At 64.5% G+C, this 22,958-nt stretch carries 19 protein-coding genes and 1 tRNA gene; 17 read left to right on the forward strand and 3 right to left on the reverse strand.

Annotation, left to right across the window (positions count from 1 at the left end; genetic code table 11):
• Positions 1-198 precede the first annotated feature (198 nt).
• The 12 genes from G7044_RS04535 (at position 199) to G7044_RS04590 (ending at position 14,442) form a co-directional block, all read left to right on the forward strand.
• Positions 199-909: an SDR family oxidoreductase gene (locus G7044_RS04535; protein WP_166326430.1), complete on the forward strand. Its 711-nt coding sequence runs from the start codon at positions 199-201 to the stop codon at positions 907-909.
• Positions 909-1,661: an SDR family NAD(P)-dependent oxidoreductase gene (locus tag G7044_RS04540; RefSeq protein WP_207630160.1), complete on the forward strand. Its 753-nt coding sequence runs from the start codon at positions 909-911 to the stop codon at positions 1,659-1,661. The genes G7044_RS04535 and G7044_RS04540 overlap by 1 nt, the downstream gene beginning before the upstream one ends.
• Positions 1,654-2,649, forward strand: a complete 996-nt coding sequence (locus G7044_RS04545; protein WP_166326432.1) for a LysR substrate-binding domain-containing protein — start codon at positions 1,654-1,656, stop codon at positions 2,647-2,649. Before G7044_RS04540 ends, G7044_RS04545 begins: the two co-directional genes overlap by 8 nt.
• A 77-nt stretch (positions 2,650-2,726) precedes the next feature.
• Positions 2,727-3,758: an amino acid ABC transporter substrate-binding protein gene (locus tag G7044_RS04550; RefSeq protein ID WP_166326434.1), complete on the forward strand. Its 1,032-nt coding sequence runs from the start codon at positions 2,727-2,729 to the stop codon at positions 3,756-3,758.
• Between the two features lie 55 nt (positions 3,759-3,813).
• Positions 3,814-4,977, forward strand: coding sequence for an amino acid ABC transporter permease (locus G7044_RS04555; RefSeq protein ID WP_166326436.1), 1,164 nt, complete (start codon positions 3,814-3,816; stop codon positions 4,975-4,977).
• A 4-nt stretch (positions 4,978-4,981) separates the two neighbouring features.
• Positions 4,982-6,073 (forward strand): amino acid ABC transporter permease, encoded by a 1,092-nt coding sequence (locus tag G7044_RS04560; RefSeq protein WP_166326438.1) that lies wholly within the window; start codon positions 4,982-4,984, stop codon positions 6,071-6,073.
• Between the two features lie 11 nt (positions 6,074-6,084).
• Complete coding sequence (locus G7044_RS04565; RefSeq protein ID WP_166326440.1) at positions 6,085-6,831, forward strand: amino acid ABC transporter ATP-binding protein; 747 nt, start codon at positions 6,085-6,087, stop codon at positions 6,829-6,831.
• A gap of 193 nt (positions 6,832-7,024) precedes the next feature.
• Positions 7,025-8,692, forward strand: coding sequence for a thiamine pyrophosphate-binding protein (locus G7044_RS04570; RefSeq protein WP_166326442.1), 1,668 nt, complete (start codon positions 7,025-7,027; stop codon positions 8,690-8,692).
• Positions 8,689-10,776 carry a hydantoinase/oxoprolinase family protein gene (locus G7044_RS04575; RefSeq protein WP_166326444.1) on the forward strand — a complete coding sequence of 696 codons (2,088 nt, stop codon included), beginning with the start codon at positions 8,689-8,691 and terminating at the stop codon, positions 10,774-10,776. The genes G7044_RS04570 and G7044_RS04575 overlap by 4 nt, the downstream gene beginning before the upstream one ends.
• Positions 10,773-12,407, forward strand: coding sequence for a hydantoinase B/oxoprolinase family protein (locus tag G7044_RS04580; protein ID WP_166326446.1), 1,635 nt, complete (start codon positions 10,773-10,775; stop codon positions 12,405-12,407). Before G7044_RS04575 ends, G7044_RS04580 begins: the two co-directional genes overlap by 4 nt.
• A complete protein-coding gene (locus G7044_RS04585) occupies positions 12,404-13,627 on the forward strand; it encodes a pyridoxal phosphate-dependent aminotransferase (RefSeq protein WP_166326448.1) in 1,224 nt (407 codons plus the stop codon). Before G7044_RS04580 ends, G7044_RS04585 begins: the two co-directional genes overlap by 4 nt.
• A complete protein-coding gene (locus G7044_RS04590; protein ID WP_166326450.1) occupies positions 13,624-14,442 on the forward strand; it encodes an NAD-dependent epimerase/dehydratase family protein in 819 nt (272 codons plus the stop codon). The genes G7044_RS04585 and G7044_RS04590 overlap by 4 nt, the downstream gene beginning before the upstream one ends.
• A 196-nt stretch (positions 14,443-14,638) precedes the next feature.
• Here G7044_RS04590 and G7044_RS04595 read toward each other — a convergent pair.
• The 3 genes from G7044_RS04595 to hemE all read right to left on the reverse strand — a co-directional run bounded on the left by G7044_RS04595 (position 14,639) and on the right by hemE (position 16,695).
• A tRNA-Ser gene (locus G7044_RS04595) sits at positions 14,639-14,728 on the reverse strand.
• A gap of 66 nt (positions 14,729-14,794) precedes the next feature.
• Positions 14,795-15,664 (reverse strand): DMT family transporter, encoded by an 870-nt coding sequence (locus tag G7044_RS04600; RefSeq protein WP_166326452.1) that lies wholly within the window; start codon positions 15,662-15,664, stop codon positions 14,795-14,797.
• Positions 15,665-15,666: 2 nt separating this feature from the next.
• A complete protein-coding gene (hemE, locus tag G7044_RS04605; protein ID WP_166326454.1) occupies positions 15,667-16,695 on the reverse strand; it encodes a uroporphyrinogen decarboxylase in 1,029 nt (342 codons plus the stop codon).
• Positions 16,696-16,771: 76 nt separating this feature from the next.
• On the opposite strand from hemE, the gene hemC reads away from it, so the two are divergent.
• The 5 genes from hemC (at position 16,772) to G7044_RS04630 (ending at position 22,884) form a co-directional block, all read left to right on the forward strand.
• On the forward strand, positions 16,772-17,749 hold the full coding sequence (gene hemC / locus G7044_RS04610; protein WP_166326456.1) for a hydroxymethylbilane synthase: 978 nt from the start codon (positions 16,772-16,774) through the stop codon (positions 17,747-17,749).
• 7 nt (positions 17,750-17,756) lie between these two features.
• Positions 17,757-18,350, forward strand: a complete 594-nt coding sequence (locus G7044_RS04615) for a TetR/AcrR family transcriptional regulator (protein ID WP_166326458.1) — start codon at positions 17,757-17,759, stop codon at positions 18,348-18,350.
• 46 nt (positions 18,351-18,396) lie between these two features.
• A complete protein-coding gene (gene dnaG, locus G7044_RS04620) occupies positions 18,397-20,301 on the forward strand; it encodes a DNA primase (RefSeq protein WP_166327371.1) in 1,905 nt (634 codons plus the stop codon).
• A 124-nt stretch (positions 20,302-20,425) separates the two neighbouring features.
• The gene (rpoD, locus tag G7044_RS04625) at positions 20,426-22,390 is read left to right on the forward strand and encodes an RNA polymerase sigma factor RpoD (RefSeq protein WP_166326460.1); all 1,965 of its coding nucleotides are present in this window, start codon (positions 20,426-20,428) and stop codon (positions 22,388-22,390) included.
• Between the two features lie 92 nt (positions 22,391-22,482).
• Positions 22,483-22,884: a BLUF domain-containing protein gene (locus tag G7044_RS04630; RefSeq protein WP_166326462.1), complete on the forward strand. Its 402-nt coding sequence runs from the start codon at positions 22,483-22,485 to the stop codon at positions 22,882-22,884.
• Positions 22,885-22,958: the final 74 nt, after the last annotated feature.

Genomic DNA, 22,958 nt, shown 5'->3' on the forward strand with positions numbered 1-22,958 from the left:
CAACCGGTAAGCGCAGCTTTGTAATTTCGGCCTTATCTGCGTCGGCCGAAGGTACGCCCGCCTGCGCTTTCGCGGTGAATAAAGCCTGCTTGCCTGACTTATGGAAAGATTTACTTTCGTATTGTTGGAAATTCTTGATTTTGTGAACTGACATCTGGCCGGACACTGGGTGGCAGGATCAGGAAAGGTGACAGGCCCATGGGCGCAGCACTGGTGACGGGCGCATCAAGCGGGATCGGACTGGCCATCGCGCTGGAATTGGCGCAATCGGGCCGGCAGGTCTTTGCCATTGCCCGCGGTGAGCGGGGGCTGAACGCGCTGCGCGCCGCCCATCCCGCCATCACCCCAATCGCGCTTGACGTGACCGACCGAGAGGCCGCCCATGCCGCGCTGGAGGGGTTGGAAATCGACGTGCTGGTCAACAATGCCGGGATGATGCCGCCCTTGGGTAATTTCGCCGATATGGCCATGGCCGATATCGACACCGCGCTGGAGGTCAATCTCAGCGCGGCAATTGCCCTGACCCGGCTGGTGGTGCCGCAGATGCGCGACCGTGGACGGGGGGACATCCTGTTCACCGGCTCGGCGGCCGCGCATGCGGTCTTTCCGAACATGGCGGTCTATTCGGCGACCAAGGGCGCCATTGCCAGCTTTGCCCAGGGCTTGCGCGCCGACCTGTCACCCTTTGGCATCCGCGTGACCGAGATCGTCCCCGGCCGGGTCGAGACCGCGCTTTACAAGAACATCCTCGACGATACGGCGCGGGCGGCCATGTATGCCAGCAAGGCCGTCCAGCCAGAAGACATCGCGCGCATGGTTCGCGCGGTTCTGGATCTGCCCGAATGGGCTACCGTCTCGCGCTTCGACATCGTGCCGACGCGCCCAACCCCTCCTGCGAAAAAGGTGTGATGATGAAGGATCTTTCGGTGCTGATCGTCGGTGGCGGCTCGGGTCTCGGGGCGCTTTTGGCGCAGATGGCAGTGGATGCCGGCGCAAGCGCCATCGGCATCATCGATATCAACAGCGACGCTGCCGAGGCGGCGCTGAAACCCGCCCACGACAAGGGCCTGCCAACGGCCTCGGCCGTGGCCGACATCCAGAACGGCCCGGAATGTCACGCGGCATTCAAGACGGTGGCCGCTCAGCTTGGCCGCGTCGATACGCTGATCAACTGCGCCGCGATCTATCCCCGCAAACCGATCATGGAGATCTTGGACGCTGACTGGGACGCCTCGAACGGGATCAATATCAAGGGCACCTATCACATGATGGTCGCCGCGGCCGACCACATGCGCGGGCAGGAACCAAAGGCTCATGTGCGCGGGCGCATCGTCAACCTGACCTCGGTCGATGCCTTCAAGGCCCATCCGCAGAACGCCCATTACGCCGCCACCAAGGCGGCAGTGGTCAGCCTGACGCGGTCCTTTGCCCATCATCTTGCCGGCGACGGGATCCTGGTCAATTCGGTTGCGCCCGCCGGCATGGCCACCGAACGCGCCCGTCAACTGGGTTTCCTGGAGGAACTGGCCAAGGCCAGCCCGCTGAATCGCGGTGCCCAGCCGACCGAGATCGCCGAATGGGTGCTGATGACGGGCGGCCCGAAGAACACCTATATGACCGGGGAAAACGTCATCGTTTCGGGTGGTTACATCTATGCATGACGGAGAGAGCGCGCGCGGGAAAGGTCAGGGGAGCGGCAAGCTGCGCCTTCCGCCCCTGAACGCCCTGCGCGCCTTTCACGCCGTCGCCCGACACAAAAGCCTGCGTCAGGCGGCGGACGAACTTTACGTCACCCCGCAGGCGGTCGGCCAGCAGATCAAGCTGCTGGAGGATTCGCTGCAGGTGGCGCTGTTCGAACGCAAGGGCCGCTCGATCGAGCCGACCGAGGCGGCCATCCTGCTGGCCCATTATGTCGAGGCCGGTTTCGCCGAATTCGCCGAGGGTGTACGCCGCATCACCCGCAGCAGTTATCGCGACCGCATCAACCTGAACACCAGCCCCTATTTCGCCACCAATTACCTGCTGCGCCACCTGTCCGAGTTCCGCGAGGAAATGCCCAATCTGGACCTGCGGCTGACGACCATGATCGACTTGCCGGACTTCGCCCGCGACGACGTCGATATGACCGTCCAATGGGGCTATGGCAATTGGAGCGATGTGGAATGCACCCTGCTGGTGCGCGATCCCAAAGTCATCTGTTGCACGCCCGAGATCGCCGCCCGGCTGAAGACGCCTACCGATCTTCTGGACTGCACGCTGCTGGACACGGTGAAATCCAAGCGGCTGTGGAACGACATTTTTGACCATCTGGGCGTCGCCGCCGGCGAACGTCACGGCAGCATCGGCTTTGACGATGCCGCCTCGATGCGGCGCGCGACCTTGCAGGGGATCGGCGTCGGGCTGCTGTCGCCCCACGAGGCCGACGCCGACATGCGCGCGGGCGCGCTGATGGCGCCGCTTGGCCGCGACGTGCTGGCCGACATGCCCGAGGCGCAGGTGCCCGGCTTCTATCTGCTGGTGCCGCGCGGGCATCTGCGCGTGCAGGGCGTGGCAGCGCTGCATCGCTGGATGGTTGCGCAGGACTGGAACCACGATCTGCGCCACCCCGATCCGGCCCGAGACGACCGCGCCGGCAGGGTGGCCAGCTGAACGATCCCGACCGGCATCCTTGCGGGCGGGCTGACGACCAAGACCAAGAAAGCCGAAACCAACTGGGAGTGACTTCGATGAGTTCTGGAACATACGGTCTTCTTGCCGCCGCCGCCCTTGCCCTTTCGGGCAGCGCGGCCTGGGCGGCCAATGGCGACACGTTGAAGGCGGTGCAGGAACGCGGCAATCTGCTGTGCACCGGCCACGATGGATCCTACCTTGGCTTTGCCGAGGTCGATGACAAGGGCGAATGGCAAGGCATCGATATCGAGCTGTGCCGCGCCGTCGCCACCGCCATCTTCGGCGATCCCACCAAGCTGACCATCATCCCGATCAGCTGGGCGCAACGCTGGCCCGCGCTGCAATCGGGCGAGGTGGACATGGTCATCAAGGCCTCGGGCGCGACGCTCAGCCGCGATACCGAACTGGGGCTGCAATTCTCGTTGTCCTACTATCTCGGGACCACGAAGATCATGGCCCATAAGGAACTGGAACTGACCTCGCTGAAGGATGCCGATGGCGGCACGGTCTGCATCCCCGCCGGGACCACGCAGCAACAGCAGATCGCATCTTACGGGGCCAAGCTGGGCATCACGCTGGAGCCGGTGATCATCGAAAAGACCGAGGAATTGGAGCAGGCCTATTTCTCGGGCCGCTGCGATCTTTACACCCAATGGGGACCGGTCCTCGCCATCGCCCGCGCCGCCAAAGGCAACCCTGACGAACATGTCATCCTGCCCGACGTCCTGGCGGTAGAGCCCGAGGTGATCGTGATGCGACCGGGCGACGACAACTGGATCGACATCGCCAACTGGACGCTTTCGGCGCTGTGGTTTGCCGAACAGGAAGGCATCACCTCGGCCAATGTCGACGAGATCAAGGCCAATCCGCCCAGCCCCGATGTGGCAAAGTTTCTGGGCGGCAGCCCCGGCATGGGTGCCTCGCTGGGCCTGTCGGATGACTGGGCCTATAACGTGATCAAGAATGTCGGCAATTATGCCGAGATCTTTGACCGCACGCTGGGGGCGGACTCTCCCTACAAGATGGACCGAGAGATGACCGCGCTGTGGAACAATGGCGGCGTGCTCTACCCCTATGTGATCGACTGAAATCCGGCGGCGCTGCCGCTGTGGCGGCGCCGTCTTACCGTGACGGAGGGTTCCGATGCCCGGCTTTCTGCGCAACCAGAAGATTCGCAACATCCTGCTGCAAGTCCTGTTCGTGGCGGCGGTGCTGGTCATCGTCGTCGGCGGCTGGCGCAACGCCCAGCAGACCCTGCAGGCCCAGCATATCGTGTCGGGCTTTGGTTTGCTGGAAAAGGCCACCGGCTGGGACGTCAACTTTTCGCTGCTGCCGCATTCGGCCTCAGACCCTTATTGGTGGTTCTTCCTGATCGGCATCGTCAACACGCTGTTTCTCGGCACGCTGGGGCTGGCCTTGGCCACGCTGATCGGCGGAACCATCGGGATCATGCGCACCGTTGCCCATCCCGTCCTGAACCTGCTGGGGCGCAGCTATGTCGATTTCTTCCGAAACATCCCCCTGATCTTGCAGGTGTTTTTTTGGTATGCGCTGGTTACCCACCTGCCGGCCCCGCGCAATGCCATTGACTTCGGGCCGCTGACCCTGTCCAGCCGCGGCCTGTATATGCCGGCGCTGAATGTCGGCGGCTGGTATCTGGCGGCGGCAGGTCTGACGCTGCTGCTGGCGCTGGTGCTGCCGCTTTGGCTGGCGCGGACCCGCCGCATTTCCCGCCCGCCCGAGGAGCGGCGCGGCCTGGTGCGTGGCGTGCTGGCGGGTGGTATCCTCGCCGCGCTCGTCATCCTGCTGGTTGGTCGTGACGCGGCCGGGCCGCTGATCAGCCGGCCAGAACTGCAAGGGCTGAATATTCGCGGCGGCTTGCGCATCCCGCCGGAGTTCAGCGCCATGCTGATCGCCATCGGCATCTATGGCGGGGCCTATATCGCCGAAATCGTGCGCGGGGGCTTCAAGGCCGTGGGCCGCGGCCAGACCGAGGCCGCCCACGCCCTTGGCCTGACGCCCTTGCAAAGCTTCTTCCGTATCCGGCTGCCGCTGGCGCTGCGGGCGATGCTGCCGATCCTGGCCAACCAGTACATCTGGCTGATCAAGGCCACCACGATGGGCATCGCCATCGGCTTTACCGACTTCTTCATGATCGTTGCCGTCACCATCAACCAGTCGGGCCAGACCATCGAGGCGATTGCCATCCTCATGGCAGGCTTCCTGGCCATCAACCTGACGCTGGCGGCGATCTTCAACCGGATCAACAAGGCGATTGCCCTGAAGGGCAACCAGTTGCGGGGCTGATGCGATGACCGACACCTCACCAAAACGCACAATCGCCAACACGCCGCCCGGCTGGTTTGACAACGTCCGCCGGCGTTATTTCCCGACGCCGATCCAGTCCGTGATCTCGATCCTCGGGTTAGGGCTGCTGGGCTGGATCCTGTGGACTCTGCTGAATTGGGCGGTGTTTTCCGCCGTCTGGGATGGGCAGGCCAGCCCCGAAACCTGCCGCGCCGCCGCCGGTGCCTGCTGGACGGTGATCGCGCAGCGCTGGCGGATCATCCTGTTCGGGCTGTATCCGTTCGACCAGCAATGGCGCTCGGCGCTGGCTTGCGTCGTCGTCGTGGCGATGGTTGTGCTCAGCTGCGTTCCGGCCTTCTGGGCGGGCAGGCGGCTGGCGGCGGTCTGGGTGCTGGGCACCGGGCTTTTCTATCTGCTGATGAAGGGTGGCCTGCTGGGCCTGCCGCTGATCGGAGAGGAGAAATGGGGCGGGCTGGCGCTGACGCTGTTCATCTTCGTCGCCACCTGCCTGATCGGGTTTCCGCTGTCGATCGTCCTTGCACTGCTGCGCCGGTCAGAGCTGCCGGTGATCTCGAAGGGGATCGGGCTTTTCATCGACGCGGTGCGGTCCCTGCCGCTTTTGTCGATCCTGTTCGCCTTCGCGGTCGTCGTGCCCTTCATGCTGCCCGGCTGGTTGCAGACCGGCAAGCTGTACCGCGTCATCTGCGGCGCCGCGCTGTTCTTCGCCGCCTATCAGGCAGAGATCATTCGCGGCGGCATGCAGGGGGTGGCGCTGGGTCAGGACGAGGCAGCGAAATCGCTGGGCATCGGCTATTGGCACCGGATCAGCCGGATCATCCTGCCGCAGGCCATGCGCAACGCGTTGCCAGCGACGATCAACCAGTTCGTCATCTCGTTCAAGGAAACCTCGCTGGTCATTGTCGTCGGCTTCTTCGAAATCCTCGCCTCGGGCAATGCCGCCTATGGCACCGGTGACTGGACCTTTGCTTACCGCGAGGTCTACGCCTTCATCGCCCTGATCTATTTTGTCTTTGTCTTCAGCCTGTCCCGCTATGGCGCCTATCTGGAACGGCGCATGGCGGTCGGCACGTTCTAGGGAGCATCCGGATGACCCGTTCCGATCTTGCCGTCAGCATTGCGGCCATGAACAAATATTACGGCAATTTCCATGCGTTGAAGGACATAGACCTGAGGGTCGAGCCCGGCGAGAAGGTGGTCGTCTGTGGCCCCTCGGGTTCTGGCAAATCAACGATGATCCGCTGCATCAACCGGCTGGAGGAACATAACTCCGGCCTGATCGAGGTGCTGGGGATCGAACTGAACGACGATGTCGGCAATATCGACGAGATCCGCCGCGAGGTCGGCATGGTCTTCCAGCACTTCAACCTGTTCCCGCATATGACGGTGCTGGAAAACTGCGTCCTCGCGCCCATGCTGGTTCGCAAGACCCCGCGCGCGCAGGCAGAGGCCGCCGCCATGCGTTACCTGGAAAAGGTGCGCATCCCCGAACAGGCGCAGAAGTATCCGGGCCAGCTGTCGGGCGGCCAGCAGCAGCGCGTGGCCATCGCGCGGTCCTTGTGCATGGAACCCAAGGTGATGCTGTTTGACGAGCCGACCTCGGCGCTGGATCCCGAGATGATCTCGGAAGTGCTGGATGTGATGGTCAGCCTTGCCTCGGACGGGATGACGATGATCTGCGTCACCCACGAGATGGGCTTTGCCCGCCGCGTGGCCGACCGCGTGATCTTTATGGACCGCGGCGAGATCGTCGAGACCGCCGACCCCGAGACCTTCTTTTCAGCCCCCAAGAACGAGCGCACCCGCCAGTTCCTGTCGCAGGTCATGGGGCACTGAGCGGCCCGACCCGAAAGATCACCTTTTGCGGCCGGCGCGCGCCTGCGCCGGAAGGGCCACTTTGCGCATTTCCAAGCGCAAAAGTCTGCGTGAACGCAAAGACTTACTTTCATGTTGGCCGTGCTTCTTTGTTTTCTCGGCCCGGCTGGAAAGGCAGTCTGATGTCAGGATGCACGCAAAGGGAGCCGCAGGGATGATACGCAACGGAGGTCAGTTGCTGGTCGAAAGCCTGATCGCGTTGGGGGCGCGCAAGGGTTTTGGCGTGCCGGGCGAAAGCTATCTGGCGGTTCTGGACGCGCTGCACGACACTGCCGGCAAGCTGGATTTCGTGCTTTGCCGGAACGAAGGCGGTGCCGCCTTCATGGCTGCCGCCTGGGGTAAGCTGACCGGCAGCCCGGGCCTGTGTTTCGTGACCCGCGGCCCCGGCGTCACCAATGCCTCGATCGGGATCCATACTGCGATGCAGGATTCGGCGCCGATGATCGTCTTTGTGGGGCAGGTCGGCACCGACATGAAAGGCCGCGAGGCGTTTCAAGAAATCGACTATCGCGCCGTCTTCGGCACCATGGCGAAATGGGCGGTCGAGATCGACGATGTGACCCGCATTCCCGAAATCCTCGGCCGCGCGTGGGTGACGGCCACCACCGGACGGCCCGGCCCGGTGGTCATCGCATTGCCAGAAGATATGCTGACAAGTCTGACGAACGCAGCCCCGCTGACTGGCCCGGCCCGGATCGCCGAACCCGCGCCCAGTCCCGAGGCCGTCACCGAAGCGCGTGCGATGCTGGCCGCGGCACAGCGCCCGCTGATCCTGATGGGCGGCTGCAACTGGACGCAGGAAGGGCAGGCGGCACTGCAGGGCTTCGCCGAAGCCTCGGACATCCCGGTCGTCGCCGCCTTCCGCTATCAAGACCAGTTCGACAATTTCTCGTCCTGCTATGCGGGCGAGGCCGGTGTCGGGATGCCGCCGCATGTCAGGGCGCTGATCGTTGATGCCGACCTGATCCTCGCCATCAACACCCGCTTCGGCGAGATGACCACCGACGGCTATACGCTGCTGAATGTGCCAGTGCCGGCGCAGAAACTGATCCATGTCCACGGATCGGACCGTGAGATCGGCAAGATCTATCAGCCGACCCTTGGCATCCATGCCGGGCCGAATGCTTTCGTGGCCGCGCTGTCTCCTGTCAGTGGCGATTGGGCTGCGTGGCGCGAAAGCGCGCGGACGGCATGGCTGGCCAGCCTCAATGCCCCGGCCCAGCCCTCGCCGGTCGATATGGTCGCGGTGACGGCGCATCTGCGCGATGTCTTGCCGGATGATGCAATCCTGACCAACGGCGCGGGCAATTTCACCGTCTGGCCAAACAAGTTCTTCGCCTACGGTCCCAAGGCGCGCCTGCTGGCCCCCCAATCGGGGGCGATGGGCTACGGCCTGCCCGCCGCCATCGCCGCGCAACTGGCCCATCCTGACCGCGTGGTGGTCTGCTTCGCCGGCGACGGTGATTTCCAGATGAACTGCCAAGAGCTCGGCACCGCAATGCAGGCCGGCGCGCAGCCCATCGTGCTGATCCTGAACAACGGCATCTATGGCACCATCCGGGCGCATCAGGAACGCGGCTATCCCGGCCGCGTATCAGGCACCACGCTGCAAAACCCCGACTTCATCGGGCTGGCCCGCGCCTACGGCTTCCACGCCGAAAAGGTCGACAGCACCGACGCTTTTCCCGCCGCCTTCGCCCGCGCCATGGGTTCGCCGACGGGCGCGGTCCTCGACCTGAACATCTCGCCCGAGGCACTGACCCCGCGCCAGACCCTGACCCAGATGCGCGAAGCAGCCCTAGCCGCAAAGGAAACCGCATGACCGACGCGATCCGCCTTGGCGCCGATATTGGCGGCACCTTCACCGATATCGCCCTTGAATGCCGGGGGCAGATGTTCTCGACCAAAGTGCTGACGAATTACGCTGCCCCCGAACAGTCGATCCTGGACGGGATCGAGGTCGTGCTGCGCGACGCAGGCATCACGCCCGCCGATCTGGACATCGTCATCCACGGCACGACGCTGGCCACCAATGCGCTGATCGAACGGCGCGGCGCGCGCACGGCGCTGATCACGACCGAGGGGTTCCGGGACGTGATCGAGATGCGGACCGAAAACCGCTTTGAACAATATGACCTGAACCTCCGGCTGCCCACGCCGCTGATCCCGCGCGAGGACCGCTTTACCGTCGCGGGCCGCATCGGCGCGCAAGGGCAGGAATTGCAGCCGTTGGACGAAGTCGCACTGGAAGAACTGGCCGACCGCATCGCAGCCGAAGGTTTCGGCGCCGTCGCCATCGGCTTCATCCATTCCTACATGAACCCCGCACATGAACGCCGCGCCCGCGAAATCATCGCCGAGAAGGTCGCCGTGCCGATCTCGATCTCAAGCGAGGTTTCGCCGCAGATGCGCGAGTTTGAGCGCTTCAACACCGTCTGCGCCAACGCCTATGTCCGCCCGCAGATGCAGGATTATCTGACCCGCTTGCAGGTGCGGTTGAAGGAGATGGGGGCGGATTGCCCGGTCTTCATGATCCATTCCGGCGGCGGGCTGATCGGCGTCGACACTGCCGCCGAATTCCCGGTGCGGCTGGTCGAATCCGGCCCGGCAGGGGGCGCGATCTTTGCCGCCGACGTCGCGCAGCGTTTCGGGCTGGAAAAAGTCGTCAGCTATGACATGGGCGGCACCACCGCCAAGATCTGCCTGATCGAGGATTTCGCACCGAAAACCGCCCGCACCTTCGAAGTCGCGCGCACCTATCGCTTCTGCAAGGGTTCTGGCATGCCGATTTCTATCCCGGTGATCGAGATGATCGAGATCGGGGCAGGGGGCGGGTCCATTGCCTGGGTCGATGCCATGGGCCGCATCCAGACTGGCCCGGAATCGGCGGCCTCGGAACCCGGTCCAGCCTGCTATCAGCGGGGAGGAGAGAAGCCCGCGATCACCGATGCCGATCTGGCGCTTGGCAAACTGGATCCCGACAATTTCGCCGGCGGCGCGATCCGGCTGTCGATGGCCAATGCCGAAGGCGCCATCTCGCGCGATGTGGGCACACGACTCAGCCTGCCGGTCGAGGCCGCAGCCTTCGGTATTGTCGAGGTGGTGGATGAAAACATGGCCAATGCCGCGCGCGTCCATGCGGTGGAAAACGGCAAGAATATCTCGGACAATATCATGATCGCCTTTGGCGGCGCGGCCCCGCTGCATGCCGCACGACTGTGCGAGAAGCTGGGGATCGACCAATGCCTGGTGCCGCCGGGCGCGGGCGTGGGCTCGGCCATCGGCTTTCTGAAAGCCCCCTTCGGTTATGAGGCGCTGATTTCGCAGGTGGTGCGGCTGTCGGATTTCGACGCGGACCGCATCAACGCGCTGCTGGCCGATCTGACCGACACCGCCGAAGGTTTCGTCCGCGAAGGCAGCAAGGGCGCGATCCAGCGCGAAGCCACCGCCTTCATGCGCTATGTCGGGCAGGGCTGGGAAATCCCGGTGCTGCTGCCGGACCGGCCTTTCACATCGGCCGATGCGGATTGGCTGCGCGACAGTTTCCGCGCCGCCTATGCCCGCTTCTTCGGGCGCGCCATCGACGGCCTGGACGGGCTGGAGATCGAGATCGTGACCTTCTCGGTCAAGGCGCAGGACGAACGAGCCGCGCCCGATCCCCACCGCATCACCCTTGGCGAGATTGGCAAGTTCAACGGCGTCCTGCGCGAGGTGTTCGACCCCGCGCAGGGGCGGATGGTGGCGTCCTCGATCATTGAGCGCGCCGGTCTGCCCCCCGGTGCGCGCGTCAGCGGCCCCGCGATCATCACCGAACGCGAAACCTCGACCGTTGTGACCTCGCCCTTCGACGTCGTGATGCAAAGCGACGGATCGCTTCTTCTGACCCGCAAGGAGGCCCAGCCATGAGAGACGCACCGGCAGAAGCCACTCTGGAAATCCGCATGCAGGTGATGTGGAACCGACTGATCTCGGTCGTCGAGGAGCAGGCGATGACGCTGCTGCGCACGGCCTTTTCGACATCCGTGCGAGAGGCCGGCGACCTGTCGGCGGGCGTCTTCGACCCGCAGGGGCGGATGCTGGCCCAGGCCGTCACCGGCACGCCCGGCCATGTCAACACAATGGCCGAGGCGGTCGGCAACTTCATGGCTGAAATCCCGCGCGATCAGATGTTTCCGGGCGATACCTATGTCACCAACGACCCTTGGCTGGGAACCGGGCATCTGCATGACATCACCATGGTCTCACCCAGCTTCAAGGGCGAAAATCTGGTCGGCTTCTTCGCCTGCACCGCCCATGTCGTCGATGTCGGCGGGCGCGGTTTCGGGGCGGATGGGAAATCCGTCTATGAGGAAGGCATCCAGATCCCGATCATGAAATTCGCCGAAAAGGGCGAGGTGAACCGCGACCTGATCCGCATCCTGCGCGCCAATATCCGCGAGCCCAATCAGGTGATCGGGGACTTCTATTCGCTGGCCGCCTGCAACGATGTCGGCCACCGCCGCCTGATCGAGATGATGGAGGAGATCGGGCTGGACAGCCTCGACAAGCTGGGGGCCTTCATCTTCTCGCGCACCCGTGCGGCCACGCTGGAACGCATCGCGACGCTGCCTGAAGGTGCATGGGAAAACGAATTGACCGTCGACGGCTATGACGATCCCGTCCACCTGAAGGCGCGGCTGGAAACGCGCGGCGAGACGGTGAATGTCGATTTCACCGGCAGCGATCCGGTCAGCCGCTGGGGCATCAACGTGCCGATCATCTATACCAAGGCCTATGCCTGCTATGCGATGAAATGCGTGATCGCGCCCGATATTCCCAACAACTGGGCCTCGTTGGAGCCGTTCACGGTATCCTCGCCAGTGAATATCCTGAACGCGCAGCGCCCCGCCCCGGTCAGTCTGCGCCACGTCTTTGGCCATATGGTTCCCGATCTGGTGCTGGGGGCGCTTGCGCAGGCACTGCCGGGTCAGATCCTGGCCGAGGGGGCAGGGGCGCTGTGGAACATCCATATTTCTGCCCGACCGCTGCCGGGGGCAGAAGGGCGCAGCGCCGAAATCCTGATGTTCAATTCCGGCGGCATGGGTGCGCGGCCGGAACTGGATGGGTTGTCGGCCACGGCCTTCCCCTCGGGCGTGATGACCATGCCGATCGAGGCGACCGAGCAGACCGGCCCCATCGTCATCTGGCGCAAGGAGCTGCGCCCCGATTCCGCCGGCGACGGCGAATATCGCGGAGGCTTGGGGCAGGTGATCGAGATCGCCGCCGCCGAGGGTCACCAGTTTGATTTCTCGGCCATGTTCGACCGCATCGTCAATGCCCCGCGCGGACGCAATGGCGGGCAGAACGGCAAACCCGGCGCGGCCCGGCTGGACGATGGCACGCAGATGCGGCCGAAGGGCTGGCAGCATGTTCCGCCCGGCCGCAGGCTGGTGCTGGAGCTGCCCGGCGGTGGCGGCTACGGCGACCCCGCGCGGCGCAGCAACGCGGCACGGTCAAATGATGTCTCAAAAGGTTATGTGACGGAGGACGGGCAATGAGCTATGTCGCAACACGGCTTTCGGTGGTGAAGCCTTCGGCCTCGATGGCGGCGTCGCAGGCGGCGAAGGCGCTGGCGGCAGCCGGGGTGGATGTGATCGACCTCGGGCTGGGGGAGCCGGATTTTCCGACGCCTGCGCATATCTCGGAAGCCAGCTATCGCGCCGCACTGGCGGGTGAGACGCTGTATACGGCATCTGCCGGGACGCTGGCCCTGCGGCAGGCGGTGGCAGACAAGTTCCGGCGCGAGAACGGCCTTGATTGTGGCCCCGACAATATCGTCGTTGCCAATGGCGCCAAGCAGATCATCTTCAACGCCCTGCTGGCGACGCTGAACGAAGGTGACGAGGTAATCCTGCCCGCCCCCTATTTCGTCAGCTATCCCGAGATGGTGAAGCTGCTGGGCGGCGTGCCGGTCATGCCGCTTTGCACGGCCGAAGCGGGCTTTCGCCTGACCCCCGAGGTGCTGCGCGCAGCGCTGACCCCGGCCTCGAAATGGCTGTTCCTGAACGCCCCCGGCAACCCCTCGGGCGCGGTTTACAGCCGCGAGGAGATGCAGGCGCTTGGCGCGGTGCTGGCGGATTTCCCGCAGGTGCTGATCCTGTCGGACGAGATCTATGAACATATCATCTTCGACGGTCGCGAATTTGTCAGCTTCGGGCAGGCCTGCCCGGAATTGCGCGACCGCACGCTGATCGTGAATGGCGTCGCCAAGGCCTATGCCATGACCGGCTGGCGGGTGGGCTATGCGGCGGGGCCTGCGCCGCTGATCAAGGCCATGACCACGGTGCAAAGCCAAAGCTGCACCTCGGTCGCGGCCCCGATGCAGGCGGCGGCGCTGGCAGCGCTGAGTGGCCCGCAGGATTGCGTGGCCCAGTTTCGCGAGGCCTTCCAGCGTCGCCGCGATCTGGTGGTCGACGGCATCGCGCAGATCGAGGGGCTGACCTTGCCCGCGCCAGAAGGTGCCTTCTATGCCTATATCGGCTGCGCCGATCTGATCGGGCGGCGCACGCCGCAGGGCAAGCTGCTGGAAACCGACCGCGACGTCTCGGATTACCTTCTGGCGGAAGCTCATGTAGGTTCGGTCCCCGGATCGGCTTACGGCCTGTCGCCCTTCTTTCGCATCTCGACCGCCACGTCGGACGAGGTGCTGACCGAGGCAGTGGCGCGCATCGGCCGCGCCGTCGCCGTACTTGAACCTGCCGAGGAGACCACTGCATGAGCCCCCGTTTCGACACCATCCTGATCACGGGCGCCGCCGGCCGCCTTGGAACCGAGCTGCGCCGGGGCCTTGCGCCGCTGGCCCGCAAGCTGCGCCTGGCCGATGTCGCCCCAGTCACGGATCCCAAGCCGAACGAGGAAGTGCTGACCTTCGATCTGGCCGATATGGACGCGGTGATGGCCGCCTGCGAAGGCGTCGACGCCATCGTCCATTTCGGCGGCGCCCCGCATGAACGGCCCTGGCACGAGGTTCTGAACGCCAATATCCGCGGCAGCTATCACATCTATGAGGGCGCGCGGAAACATGGCGTGCCACGGGTGATCTATGCGTCCTCGGTCCACGCGATCGGCTATCACGATCTGGAAACCCATATCGACGCCGCCGCCGCGCACCGGCCGGACAGTCTTTACGGGCTGTCGAAGTGCTTTGTCGAGGATCTGGGCCGGCTCTACTGGGACAAGTTCGGGATAGAGAGCGTGATGCTGCGCATCTTCTCCTCCTTCCCGGAACCGGCGGATCGCAGGATGCTGTGGTCGTGGCTGTCCTTCGACGATTGCGTCCGGCTGGTGACCGCCGCACTGACCGCGCCGCGGGTGGGCTTCACGGTCAGCTTCGGGATCTCTGACAACACGGTTAAGCCGGTCGACAACCGTCTGGCGGGACATCTGGGCTATCACCCCAAGGACAATACCGAACGCTTCCGCAGCGCGATGGAGGCCCGCACCGACACCCCCGATCCGCGCGCGCCGGCGGTTCGCTGCCTTGGCGGCTGGTTCGTCGATATCGGGCACCCGGATGATGAAAAGCAGGAATAGATAGGCGCTCTGCCTTTCGACCGGACCGACCGCCTGCCGGCGGTTTTCCCATAGCGACCATCAGCCCCGCTCAGGCGGGGCTTTTCCTGTGTCCGGGCGTTTGTCTGCGGATCTTTTCAGTTCTGGTGCAGGACTGTAGCGTACACAGCACGCAAATTCCGCGCCCGTGGAATTCGCCAGAAAAACCAAGGAAAGGTGGCGGAGACGAAGGGATTCGAACCCTCGATACCGTTCCCGGTATGCACCCTTAGCAGGGGTGTGCCTTCGACCACTCGGCCACGTCTCCGTCGACGCGTTTAGCAGCGCAAGCGGGGGGGTCACAAGCGGAAAATGGCGGTTTTCGAACGGATATTTACGCCACCCGGATCAGCAGCGCCACACCCGCCACGATCAACCCCATGCCCAGCAGTTGGCGTGGCTGGACGCCTTCGCGAAACAGGCGCGCGGACAGGAACTGTGCGAAGAGCACCTCGATCAGCGCCAATGTGCGCACATTGGCGGCCGCAGTCAGCGCGAAGCCGATGAACCAGAACAGCGACGCAAAGGCGCCAAGCGCACCCGCAAGCAGCGAGACCCGCCAGCTGCGGGCGATGGCCCCCAGCGTATGCGGCTCGCGCAGGGCCAGCCACAGAACCATCGCCACCGATTGCATCGCCAATGAAATTACCAGCACCACCGCGGCACGCAGCAGCGCGCTGCCCTCGGGCAAGGCCAGGATCGCGCCGCGAAAGCCGACAGCTGACAATCCGAACAACGCCCCCGCCACGATTCCCGTCGCAACTGTTGCTGTGCGGGCGCGCCGCCAATCGGCGCCCGACATCAGCACCACGCCCAAGACCGCAAGCGAGATTGCAGCCAGCCGTGGCAGGCCGAGCGGCTCTGCCAGAAGCAGCGCCCCGAAGATGGCAAGGGTCACCGGCTCGGTCTTCATCAATGCGGTGGCCACGCCAAAGCTCTGGCCGCGCATGGTCACCAGCATGAAGGCGGTTGCGGCGATCTGGGCGCTGCCGCCAAGCGCGGCCCAGGCAAGGGTTCGCGCCCCCACCGCCGGCAGGGGCGTCTGCCACGCCAGCACTGCCAGGAACAGCGCGGCGAAGGGCAGGCCGAAGATGAAGCGAACGGCGGTCGCGCCGATGGTGCCGATCTGGCCTGTCAGTCCCGCCTGCGCGGCATTGCGGCCGGTCTGGGCCGCCGCCGCGATCAGGGTGGCGAGGATCCACATGGCTAGCCCTTGCGAACGGTCTCGATCATCAGGGCGACGTGGTCGGGATCCGCGTCCGGCGTGATCCCGTGGCCGAGATTGAAGATATGCGGACCACCGCGGAAGGCCTCGACGATGCGGCGCGTTTCCGACACCAACTCGGCCCCGCCCGTGACCATATGCCGCGGGTCGAGATTGCCCTGAACGCAGCCGTCCCGCTGCACATGGGCCGCTGCCCATGCCGCGTCAACGGAATTGTCGATGGCCACCGCATCCGCTCCGGTCGCGCGGGCGAAACCTTCATAGCGGGGGCCGGCCTCGCGCGGGAAGGCGATGACGGGGATGCCCGGATGGCGGGCCTTCAGGGCCGCGATGATGCGGGTGGCGGGGGCCAGGGCGAAATCGTCGAAATCCTGCCCCTTCAGGCTGCCCGCCCAGCTGTCGAACAGTTTTACGACCTCGGCCCCGGCGTCGATCTGGGCCGAGAGATATTCGATGGTGGCATCGGTGATCCGGTCGATCAGCGCCGAAAATGCCGCGCGATCAGCGGCTTTCATCGCATGGGCCGGGCCTTGGTCCTTGGTGCCACGACCGGCGACCATATAGGTGGCGACGGTCCAGGGCGCACCGGCAAAACCGATCAGCGTCGTCTCGCGCGGTAGTTCGCGCGACAGGATCCGCAGGGTTTCATAGACTGGCGACAGCGTCTCGTGGATCGCATCGACGGGCTTCAGGGCGGCCACACCCGCCGCATCGGTGATCGTCGACAGCCGCGGGCCTTCGCCGGTGACAAACCACAAATCGGCGCCAAGTGCCTGCGGAACAAGCAGAATATCGGCGAACAGGATGGCCGCGTCGAAGCCGTAACGGCGGATCGGCTGCAAGGTCACCTCGGCCGCCAGATCGGGGGTGTAGCACAGCGACAGGAAGTCACCCGCCTGCGCCCGCGTGGCGCGGTATTCGGGCAGATAACGCCCGGCCTGACGCATCATCCAGATCGGGGGGGTGGGCAGGGTCTCGCCCGCCAGGGCGCGCAGGATCGTCTTGGTCATCGCGGTCTCCTTCGCGGCCTTTCACCGCAGGGGCCTGCCCATTGTCAAGTCTTCGCAGCGTCGCTATGCCTTCCGCATGACACAATGGCCGACCCCTGAGAGCACCCTGAAAATCGGCACGCGCGGCTCGCCTCTGGCGCTGGCGCAGGCTTACGAGACGCGCGACCGGCTGATGCTGGCCCATGGCCTGCCCGAGGACGCGTTCGAGGTCGTGGTTATCAAGACCACCGGCGACCGCATTCTGGACAGACCGCTGAAGGAAATCGGCGGCAAGGGCCTGTTCACCCGCGAGATCGAGGACGCGCTGCTGGACGGCGACATCGACATTGCGGTGCATTCGATGAAGGACATGCCGGTCCTGCAACCCGACGGGCTGGTGATTGATTGCTATCTGCCCCGGCAGGACGTGCGCGATGCCTTCGTCAGCCCGGATTTCGCCACGATTGCGGATCTGCCGCAGGGGGCGGTGGTTGGCAGCTCCAGCCTGCGCCGACGCGCACAATTGGCGCATTGCCGGCCCGATCTGGTGCTGGTCGAGTTTCGCGGCAACGTCCAGACACGGATGCAGAAACTGGCGGACGGGGTGGCGCAGGCGACATTCCTTGCCATGGCCGGGCTAACCCGGCTGGGGCGGTTGGACGTGGTCCGCAGCGAGATCTCCACCGACGAGATGCTGCCCGCCGTGGCCCAGGGCGCCATCGGCATCGAACGCCGCCGCGACGATGCCCGCACCGGCCCCTTGCTGGCGGCGATCAATGACGCCGACACCACGTTGCGCATCAATGCCGAACGCGCCTTTCTGGCCCGGCTTGACGGGTCCTGCCAGACCCCCATCGCCGGGCTGGCCGAATTACGCGGCGATATCCTGACCCTGCGGGGCGAGATCATCATGCCCGACGGCTCGGCCGTGTTCGCGGGCCGCCGTGAGGGGCTGGCGTCAGACGGTGCGGATATGGGCCGCGATCTGGCTGATGAGTTGCGCGCCCGTGCACCGGCCGAGTTTTTCGACCTGTTCGGCACCTCGGGCGAGCGTGGCTCGCCCCCGTTGAAGTAAGCCCGCCATGGCCCGGACGCAGGGTTCCCGTGCCGAGGTGACCGGGCCGCTGATCCGCGATGCCGCGCTGCGCCTTTTCGCGCGGCATGGCTATGCAGCGGTCTCGATGCGGCAGATCGCGGCCGAGGTCGGCGTGCAGGTCGGCACCCTTTACGCCTATACGGCGGACAAGCAGGCGCTGCTGACCGATCTGCTGCGCGATCATATGGAGATGATCCTGACGGCCTGGCGGGACGATCCTGACCAGCCGCCGCTGGCGCAGCTGGATCGGTTCGTGGATTTCCACATCGACATGAGCCTCGATCATCCCGACGGGGTTTTCCTGTCTTACATGGAGCTCCGCAATCTCAGCCCGGACAATCTGGCACTTATCACCGATCTTCGGCGGCGATATGAACGGGCGTTGCAGCAGATACTGGATGCGGGCGTGGTTGAGGGGCAGATGCGGATCGACGACACCCGGCTGACGCGGATGGCATTGATCGGGATGCTGACCTCGGTGACGAACTGGTATCGCGATGGCGGACGTCTGGACCGCGGGCAGTTGCATCACTACTATCGTGGGCTGGTTCGCGGCGCGGTCGGTGCCGTGGAACGCTGACACCGCCGCACTTGCCCAAGACCCCACGAAGCCCGATATAGCGATAATGTCGATCTCACCCGCCTTTCTGGACGAATTGCGCGCCCGCGTCCCGGTCAGCCGGATCGTCGGGCGAAAGGTCACATGGGATTTGCGCCGGTCCAATCAGGCCAAGGGCGACTGGTGGTCGCCGTGCCCGTTTCACGGCGAAAAAACCGCGTCCTTTCATGTCGATGATCAAAAGGGCTTCTATTACTGCTTCGGCTGCCACGCCAAGGGCGACGCGCTGACCTTCCTGCGCGAAGCCGAGGGCTTGGATTTCATCGAGGCCGTCAGGGTGCTGGCCTCGGAGGCCGGGCTGCCCATGCCCGAACGCGACCCGGGCGAGCGTCAGCGCGCCGACCGTCGCAGCGTCCTGGTCGAGGCGATGGAGGCCGCGACCCGTCATTACCGGATGCAGCTGTCGACCGGGCAGGGGACGGCGGCGCGGGAATACCTGACCCGGCGCGGGCTGGATCAGGCGGTCATCGACCGGTTCGAGTTGGGCTTTGCCCCCGATGCGCGGCAGGGCTTGTTCCACACGCTGCGCGAAAAAGGCATGCCGCCCGAGGTGATCGTCGATGCCGGGCTTGCCGCCAAGCCCGACGATGGCGGCGCCCCTTTCGACCGCTTCCGGGGCCGGATCATCTTCCCCATCCGCGACGCGCGCGGCCGCGCCATCGCCTTCGGCGGCCGGGCGATGGACCCGAATGCACGGGCCAAATACCTCAACAGCCCGGAAACGCCTTTGTTCGACAAGGGCCGCAACCTTTACAACGTCGCCCCCGCCCGCTCCGCCGTCGCCAAGGGTGCGCCGCTGATCGTGGCCGAGGGCTATATGGACGTGATCGCGCTGGTGGTCGCGGGGTTCGAGGGCGCGGTGGCCCCCCTTGGCACCGCCATTACCGAGGATCAGCTGCGGCTGATGTGGCGGATCTCGCCTGAGCCGGTCATCATGCTGGACGGTGATGCCGCCGGGCAGCGCGCGGCGCTGCGGCTGATTGATCTGGCGCTGCCAATGACCGGGCCGGGGCAGGCGCTGCGCTTTGCGGTGCTGCCGGCGGGGCAGGACCCCGACGACCTGATCCGCGCGCAGGGGGCAGGTGCCATGCAGGCGGTTCTGGACAGCGCGCGCCCGCTGGTCGATCTGCTGTGGCAGCGCGAAACCGAGGGGCGCGATTTCGACAGCCCCGAACGGCGCGCGGCGCTGGATGCCAGCCTGCGCAAAGCCATCGCCGTGATTCCCGACGAGGCCACGCGAAACCACTATGCCGCCGCGCTGAAGGACCGCCGATACGAACTTTTCGGCGGCCGGCGCGGGGCAGGGCGGCTGACGCCCGGTCCCCGCGAAACCCGCGACCAGCGAGGCCGGCGGGGCCTGCCAGAGCCTGCCCGCGCGCAGACAATGGCAACGCCGCTGGGGCAACAGGACGCGGGCGACGTGACGATGGAATCCATGGTGCTGGCGCTTTGTGCCGCTTATCCGGGTCTCGCCCACCGGGTCGAATCGCGGATGGAGCTGTTGGCCCCGACCGACGAAGACCGCGCGGCGCTGTGCCACGACCTGCTGGCAGGTTCCGACAGCGTGGCTGGCCGTGCAGCCCTTGCGCGGATCATGGAGGATGCCTACGTCAGGGCCTCGCCGCTGATCCGCCAACCCGACAACCCCGACAAGGCCGCCGTGGTGCTTGCCAATATTCTCGACAAGATCGAGGCCCGCCGCGCCGCCATGGCGGAACTGGCCCGGGCCGAAGCAGAAATTCAGGGCCTCGTCGATGAGGGCCTGACCTGGAGGATGAGCGAATCGGCCCGTGCCCGGCACCGCGCCGAAAGTCCCGAGATCGAAGATACCTCGGATATGAACGAAGACCGCAGCGCGCTTTCGGCGCGTCTTGCTTCCTATTTCGACACCAAGCGCGACAGGCGCGGGTGATTCGGACCTGATTCGCGAAAATGCGAATCGCCCGGCCTTTGAACCCCGCGCGCATCTTGTCTACAACGGTGCCGATCCCCATCTGATTCGGGTCAAATCGAATCACTACGCTGACAGGACGCCCATGGCCGCCAAGGACGACGACACTTCCCGCGACGACAGCCAGGATAACGACCACTCGCTCGATATCAGCCAGACGGCGGTCAAGAAAATGATCGCCGAGGCGCGCGAGCGTGGCTTCATCACCTATGACCAGCTGAACGCGGTCTTGCCCCCCGAACAGGTCAGTTCCGACCAGATCGAGGACGTGATGTCGATGCTGTCCGAAATGGGCATTCAGGTCGTCGAGAACGAGGAAGAGGGCGAGGACGGCGAAGGCGGCGAAGTGGCCGTCACCGGCTCGGGTTCGCGCGAGGTGGCCGTTGCCACCACCGAAACCGAGAAGCTGGACCGCACTGACGACCCGGTGCGCATGTATCTGCGCGAGATGGGCTCGGTCGAGCTGCTTTCTCGCGAAGGCGAGATCGCCATCGCCAAGCGTATCGAAGCCGGTCGCAACACCATGATTGCGGGCCTGTGCGAAAGCCCGCTGACCTTCAAGGCCATCACCATGTGGCGGCAGGAACTTCTCGACGAAGACATCCTGCTGCGCGACGTGATCGACCTTGAAACCACCTTCGGTCAGTCCATGGACGAAGAGGGCGAGGAAGACCTGACCGAAAGCGCCACCCCCGCCGCACGGACCGAACGCGAGCAGGAAACCGACGCCGACGGCAACCCGCTGCAGTCGGACGATGACGAGGAAGACGAAGGCGCCAACCTGTCGCTGGCGGCGATGGAAGCCAGCCTTAAGCCGCAGGTGCTGGAGACGCTGGAAGCCATTGCCCGCGACTATGAAAACCTTGCCGACATGCAGGATCAGCGGATGTCCGCGACCCTGAACGAGGATGGCAGCTTCTCGGTCTCTGATGAGATCGCCTATCAGAAACTGCGCGGCGAAATCGTCGTGCTGGTGAACTCGCTTCACCTGCACAACAACCGCATCGAGGCGCTTGTCGATCAGCTTTACGGCATCAACCGCCGCATCGTGACCATCGACAGCGGCATGGTGAAGCTGGCGGATGCCGCGCGCATCAACCGGCGCGAATTCATCGACGCCTACCGTGGCGCCGAACTTGACCCGGCTTGGGTCGATCGCATGTCGGCCAACAAGGGCCGCGGCTGGCAGGCGCTGTTTGAACGCAGCCTCGACAAGGTCGAACAGCTGCGCAACGACATGGCCGAGGTCGGCCAATATGTTGGCGTTGATATCGAAGAATTCCGCCGCATCGTGAACCAGGTGCAGCGCGGCGAGAAAGAGGCGCGTCAGGCCAAGAAGGAAATGGTCGAGGCGAACCTGCGTCTGGTTATCTCCATCGCCAAGAAATACACGAACCGTGGCCTGCAATTCCTTGATCTCATTCAAGAAGGTAATATCGGCCTGATGAAGGCCGTGGACAAGTTCGAATACCGCCGTGGCTACAAGTTCAGCACTTATGCTACATGGTGGATCCGTCAGGCGATCACGCGGTCCATCGCGGATCAGGCGCGTACCATCCGCATCCCGGTCCACATGATCGAGACGATCAACAAGCTGGTCCGTACCGGTCGCCAGATGCTGCATGAAATCGGCCGCGAGCCGACGCCGGAAGAACTGGCCGAAAAGCTGCAGATGCCGCTGGAAAAGGTCCGCAAGGTGATGAAGATCGCCAAAGAGCCGATCAGCCTTGAAACCCCGATCGGGGACGAGGAAGACAGCCAGCTTGGCGATTTCATCGAGGACAAGAACGCCGTCCTGCCGCTGGACAGCGCCATTCAGGAAAACCTCAAGGAAACCACGACCCGCGTTCTGGCCAGCCTGACCCCGCGCGAGGAACGTGTTCTACGCATGCGTTTCGGCATCGGCATGAACACCGACCATACCCTGGAAGAGGTCGGCCAGCAGTTCAGCGTCACCCGCGAACGCATCCGCCAGATCGAGGCCAAGGCGCTTCGCAAGCTGAAGCACCCCTCGCGGTCGCGCAAGCTGCGCAGCTTCCTGGACCAGTAGAAACGAGTTAACGTTTCCTAGTTTGTGAAACAACTTCTTGCATTGATTGGGGAAATGCTGGCCCAATTGCGGACGGCCTGAAAGGAAACAGCATGCCCCTCAAGCACATCCTCTATCGCAGCAGCGGTAACACTGAAGTTTTCGACAAGGATTGCGAGGAAATTCTTCGTGTTGCCCGCACAAGAAACAGTGAGGCTGGACTGACAGGTTTCCTTCATGCGGAAGACGGGGTGTTCATCCAATGGCTGGAAGGACCAGAGGAGGAAATCCGTCTAGTCGTCGAAAGCATCATGAACGATCCTCGCCATCGTGACATCACCGTCTATAGCGAAGGTGGTATCGATGTCCGCAAGTTCCCGAACTGGACGATGGGCTTTTCAAGCGGCCGGCAAGCCCCCCTGTTCGAGTGGCTGACTGAACAGGGTGCGCCATCACATGATTTGCGCGGCTTTGGTCAGTCTCTGCAGCAGTTCCTGCTTTTGCGTGCAGCCTGAGTCCGGCAGGACTGTTGCAGTGAACCCGTCGATCCGTTAGCACAAAACAAGAACAACGAAATTGTGCCGAAACG

The sequence above is a fragment of the Paracoccus xiamenensis genome, assembly GCF_011308835.1.
In the GTDB taxonomy this organism is placed as follows: Bacteria; Pseudomonadota; Alphaproteobacteria; order Rhodobacterales; family Rhodobacteraceae; genus Paracoccus; species Paracoccus xiamenensis.

Coding starts and splice junctions, on each gene's coding strand:
- G7044_RS04550 (WP_166326434.1), top strand. CDS start 2,727: ATGAGTTCTGGAACATACGGTCTTCTTGCCGCCGCCGCCCTTGCCCTT.
- G7044_RS04575 (WP_166326444.1), top strand. CDS start 8,689: ATGACCGACGCGATCCGCCTTGGCGCCGATATTGGCGGCACCTTCACC.
- G7044_RS04600 (WP_166326452.1), bottom strand. CDS start 15,664: ATGTGGATCCTCGCCACCCTGATCGCGGCGGCGGCCCAGACCGGCCGC.
- hemE (WP_166326454.1), bottom strand. CDS start 16,695: ATGACCAAGACGATCCTGCGCGCCCTGGCGGGCGAGACCCTGCCCACC.
- G7044_RS04545 (WP_166326432.1), top strand. CDS start 1,654: ATGCATGACGGAGAGAGCGCGCGCGGGAAAGGTCAGGGGAGCGGCAAG.
- G7044_RS04555 (WP_166326436.1), top strand. CDS start 3,814: ATGCCCGGCTTTCTGCGCAACCAGAAGATTCGCAACATCCTGCTGCAA.
- dnaG (WP_166327371.1), top strand. CDS start 18,397: ATGTCGATCTCACCCGCCTTTCTGGACGAATTGCGCGCCCGCGTCCCG.
- G7044_RS04540 (WP_207630160.1), top strand. CDS start 909: ATGATGAAGGATCTTTCGGTGCTGATCGTCGGTGGCGGCTCGGGTCTC.
- G7044_RS04535 (WP_166326430.1), top strand. CDS start 199: ATGGGCGCAGCACTGGTGACGGGCGCATCAAGCGGGATCGGACTGGCC.
- G7044_RS04630 (WP_166326462.1), top strand. CDS start 22,483: ATGCCCCTCAAGCACATCCTCTATCGCAGCAGCGGTAACACTGAAGTT.
- G7044_RS04615 (WP_166326458.1), top strand. CDS start 17,757: ATGGCCCGGACGCAGGGTTCCCGTGCCGAGGTGACCGGGCCGCTGATC.
- hemC (WP_166326456.1), top strand. CDS start 16,772: ATGACACAATGGCCGACCCCTGAGAGCACCCTGAAAATCGGCACGCGC.
- G7044_RS04585 (WP_166326448.1), top strand. CDS start 12,404: ATGAGCTATGTCGCAACACGGCTTTCGGTGGTGAAGCCTTCGGCCTCG.
- G7044_RS04560 (WP_166326438.1), top strand. CDS start 4,982: ATGACCGACACCTCACCAAAACGCACAATCGCCAACACGCCGCCCGGC.
- G7044_RS04565 (WP_166326440.1), top strand. CDS start 6,085: ATGACCCGTTCCGATCTTGCCGTCAGCATTGCGGCCATGAACAAATAT.
- G7044_RS04570 (WP_166326442.1), top strand. CDS start 7,025: ATGATACGCAACGGAGGTCAGTTGCTGGTCGAAAGCCTGATCGCGTTG.
- rpoD (WP_166326460.1), top strand. CDS start 20,426: ATGGCCGCCAAGGACGACGACACTTCCCGCGACGACAGCCAGGATAAC.
- G7044_RS04590 (WP_166326450.1), top strand. CDS start 13,624: ATGAGCCCCCGTTTCGACACCATCCTGATCACGGGCGCCGCCGGCCGC.
- G7044_RS04580 (WP_166326446.1), top strand. CDS start 10,773: ATGAGAGACGCACCGGCAGAAGCCACTCTGGAAATCCGCATGCAGGTG.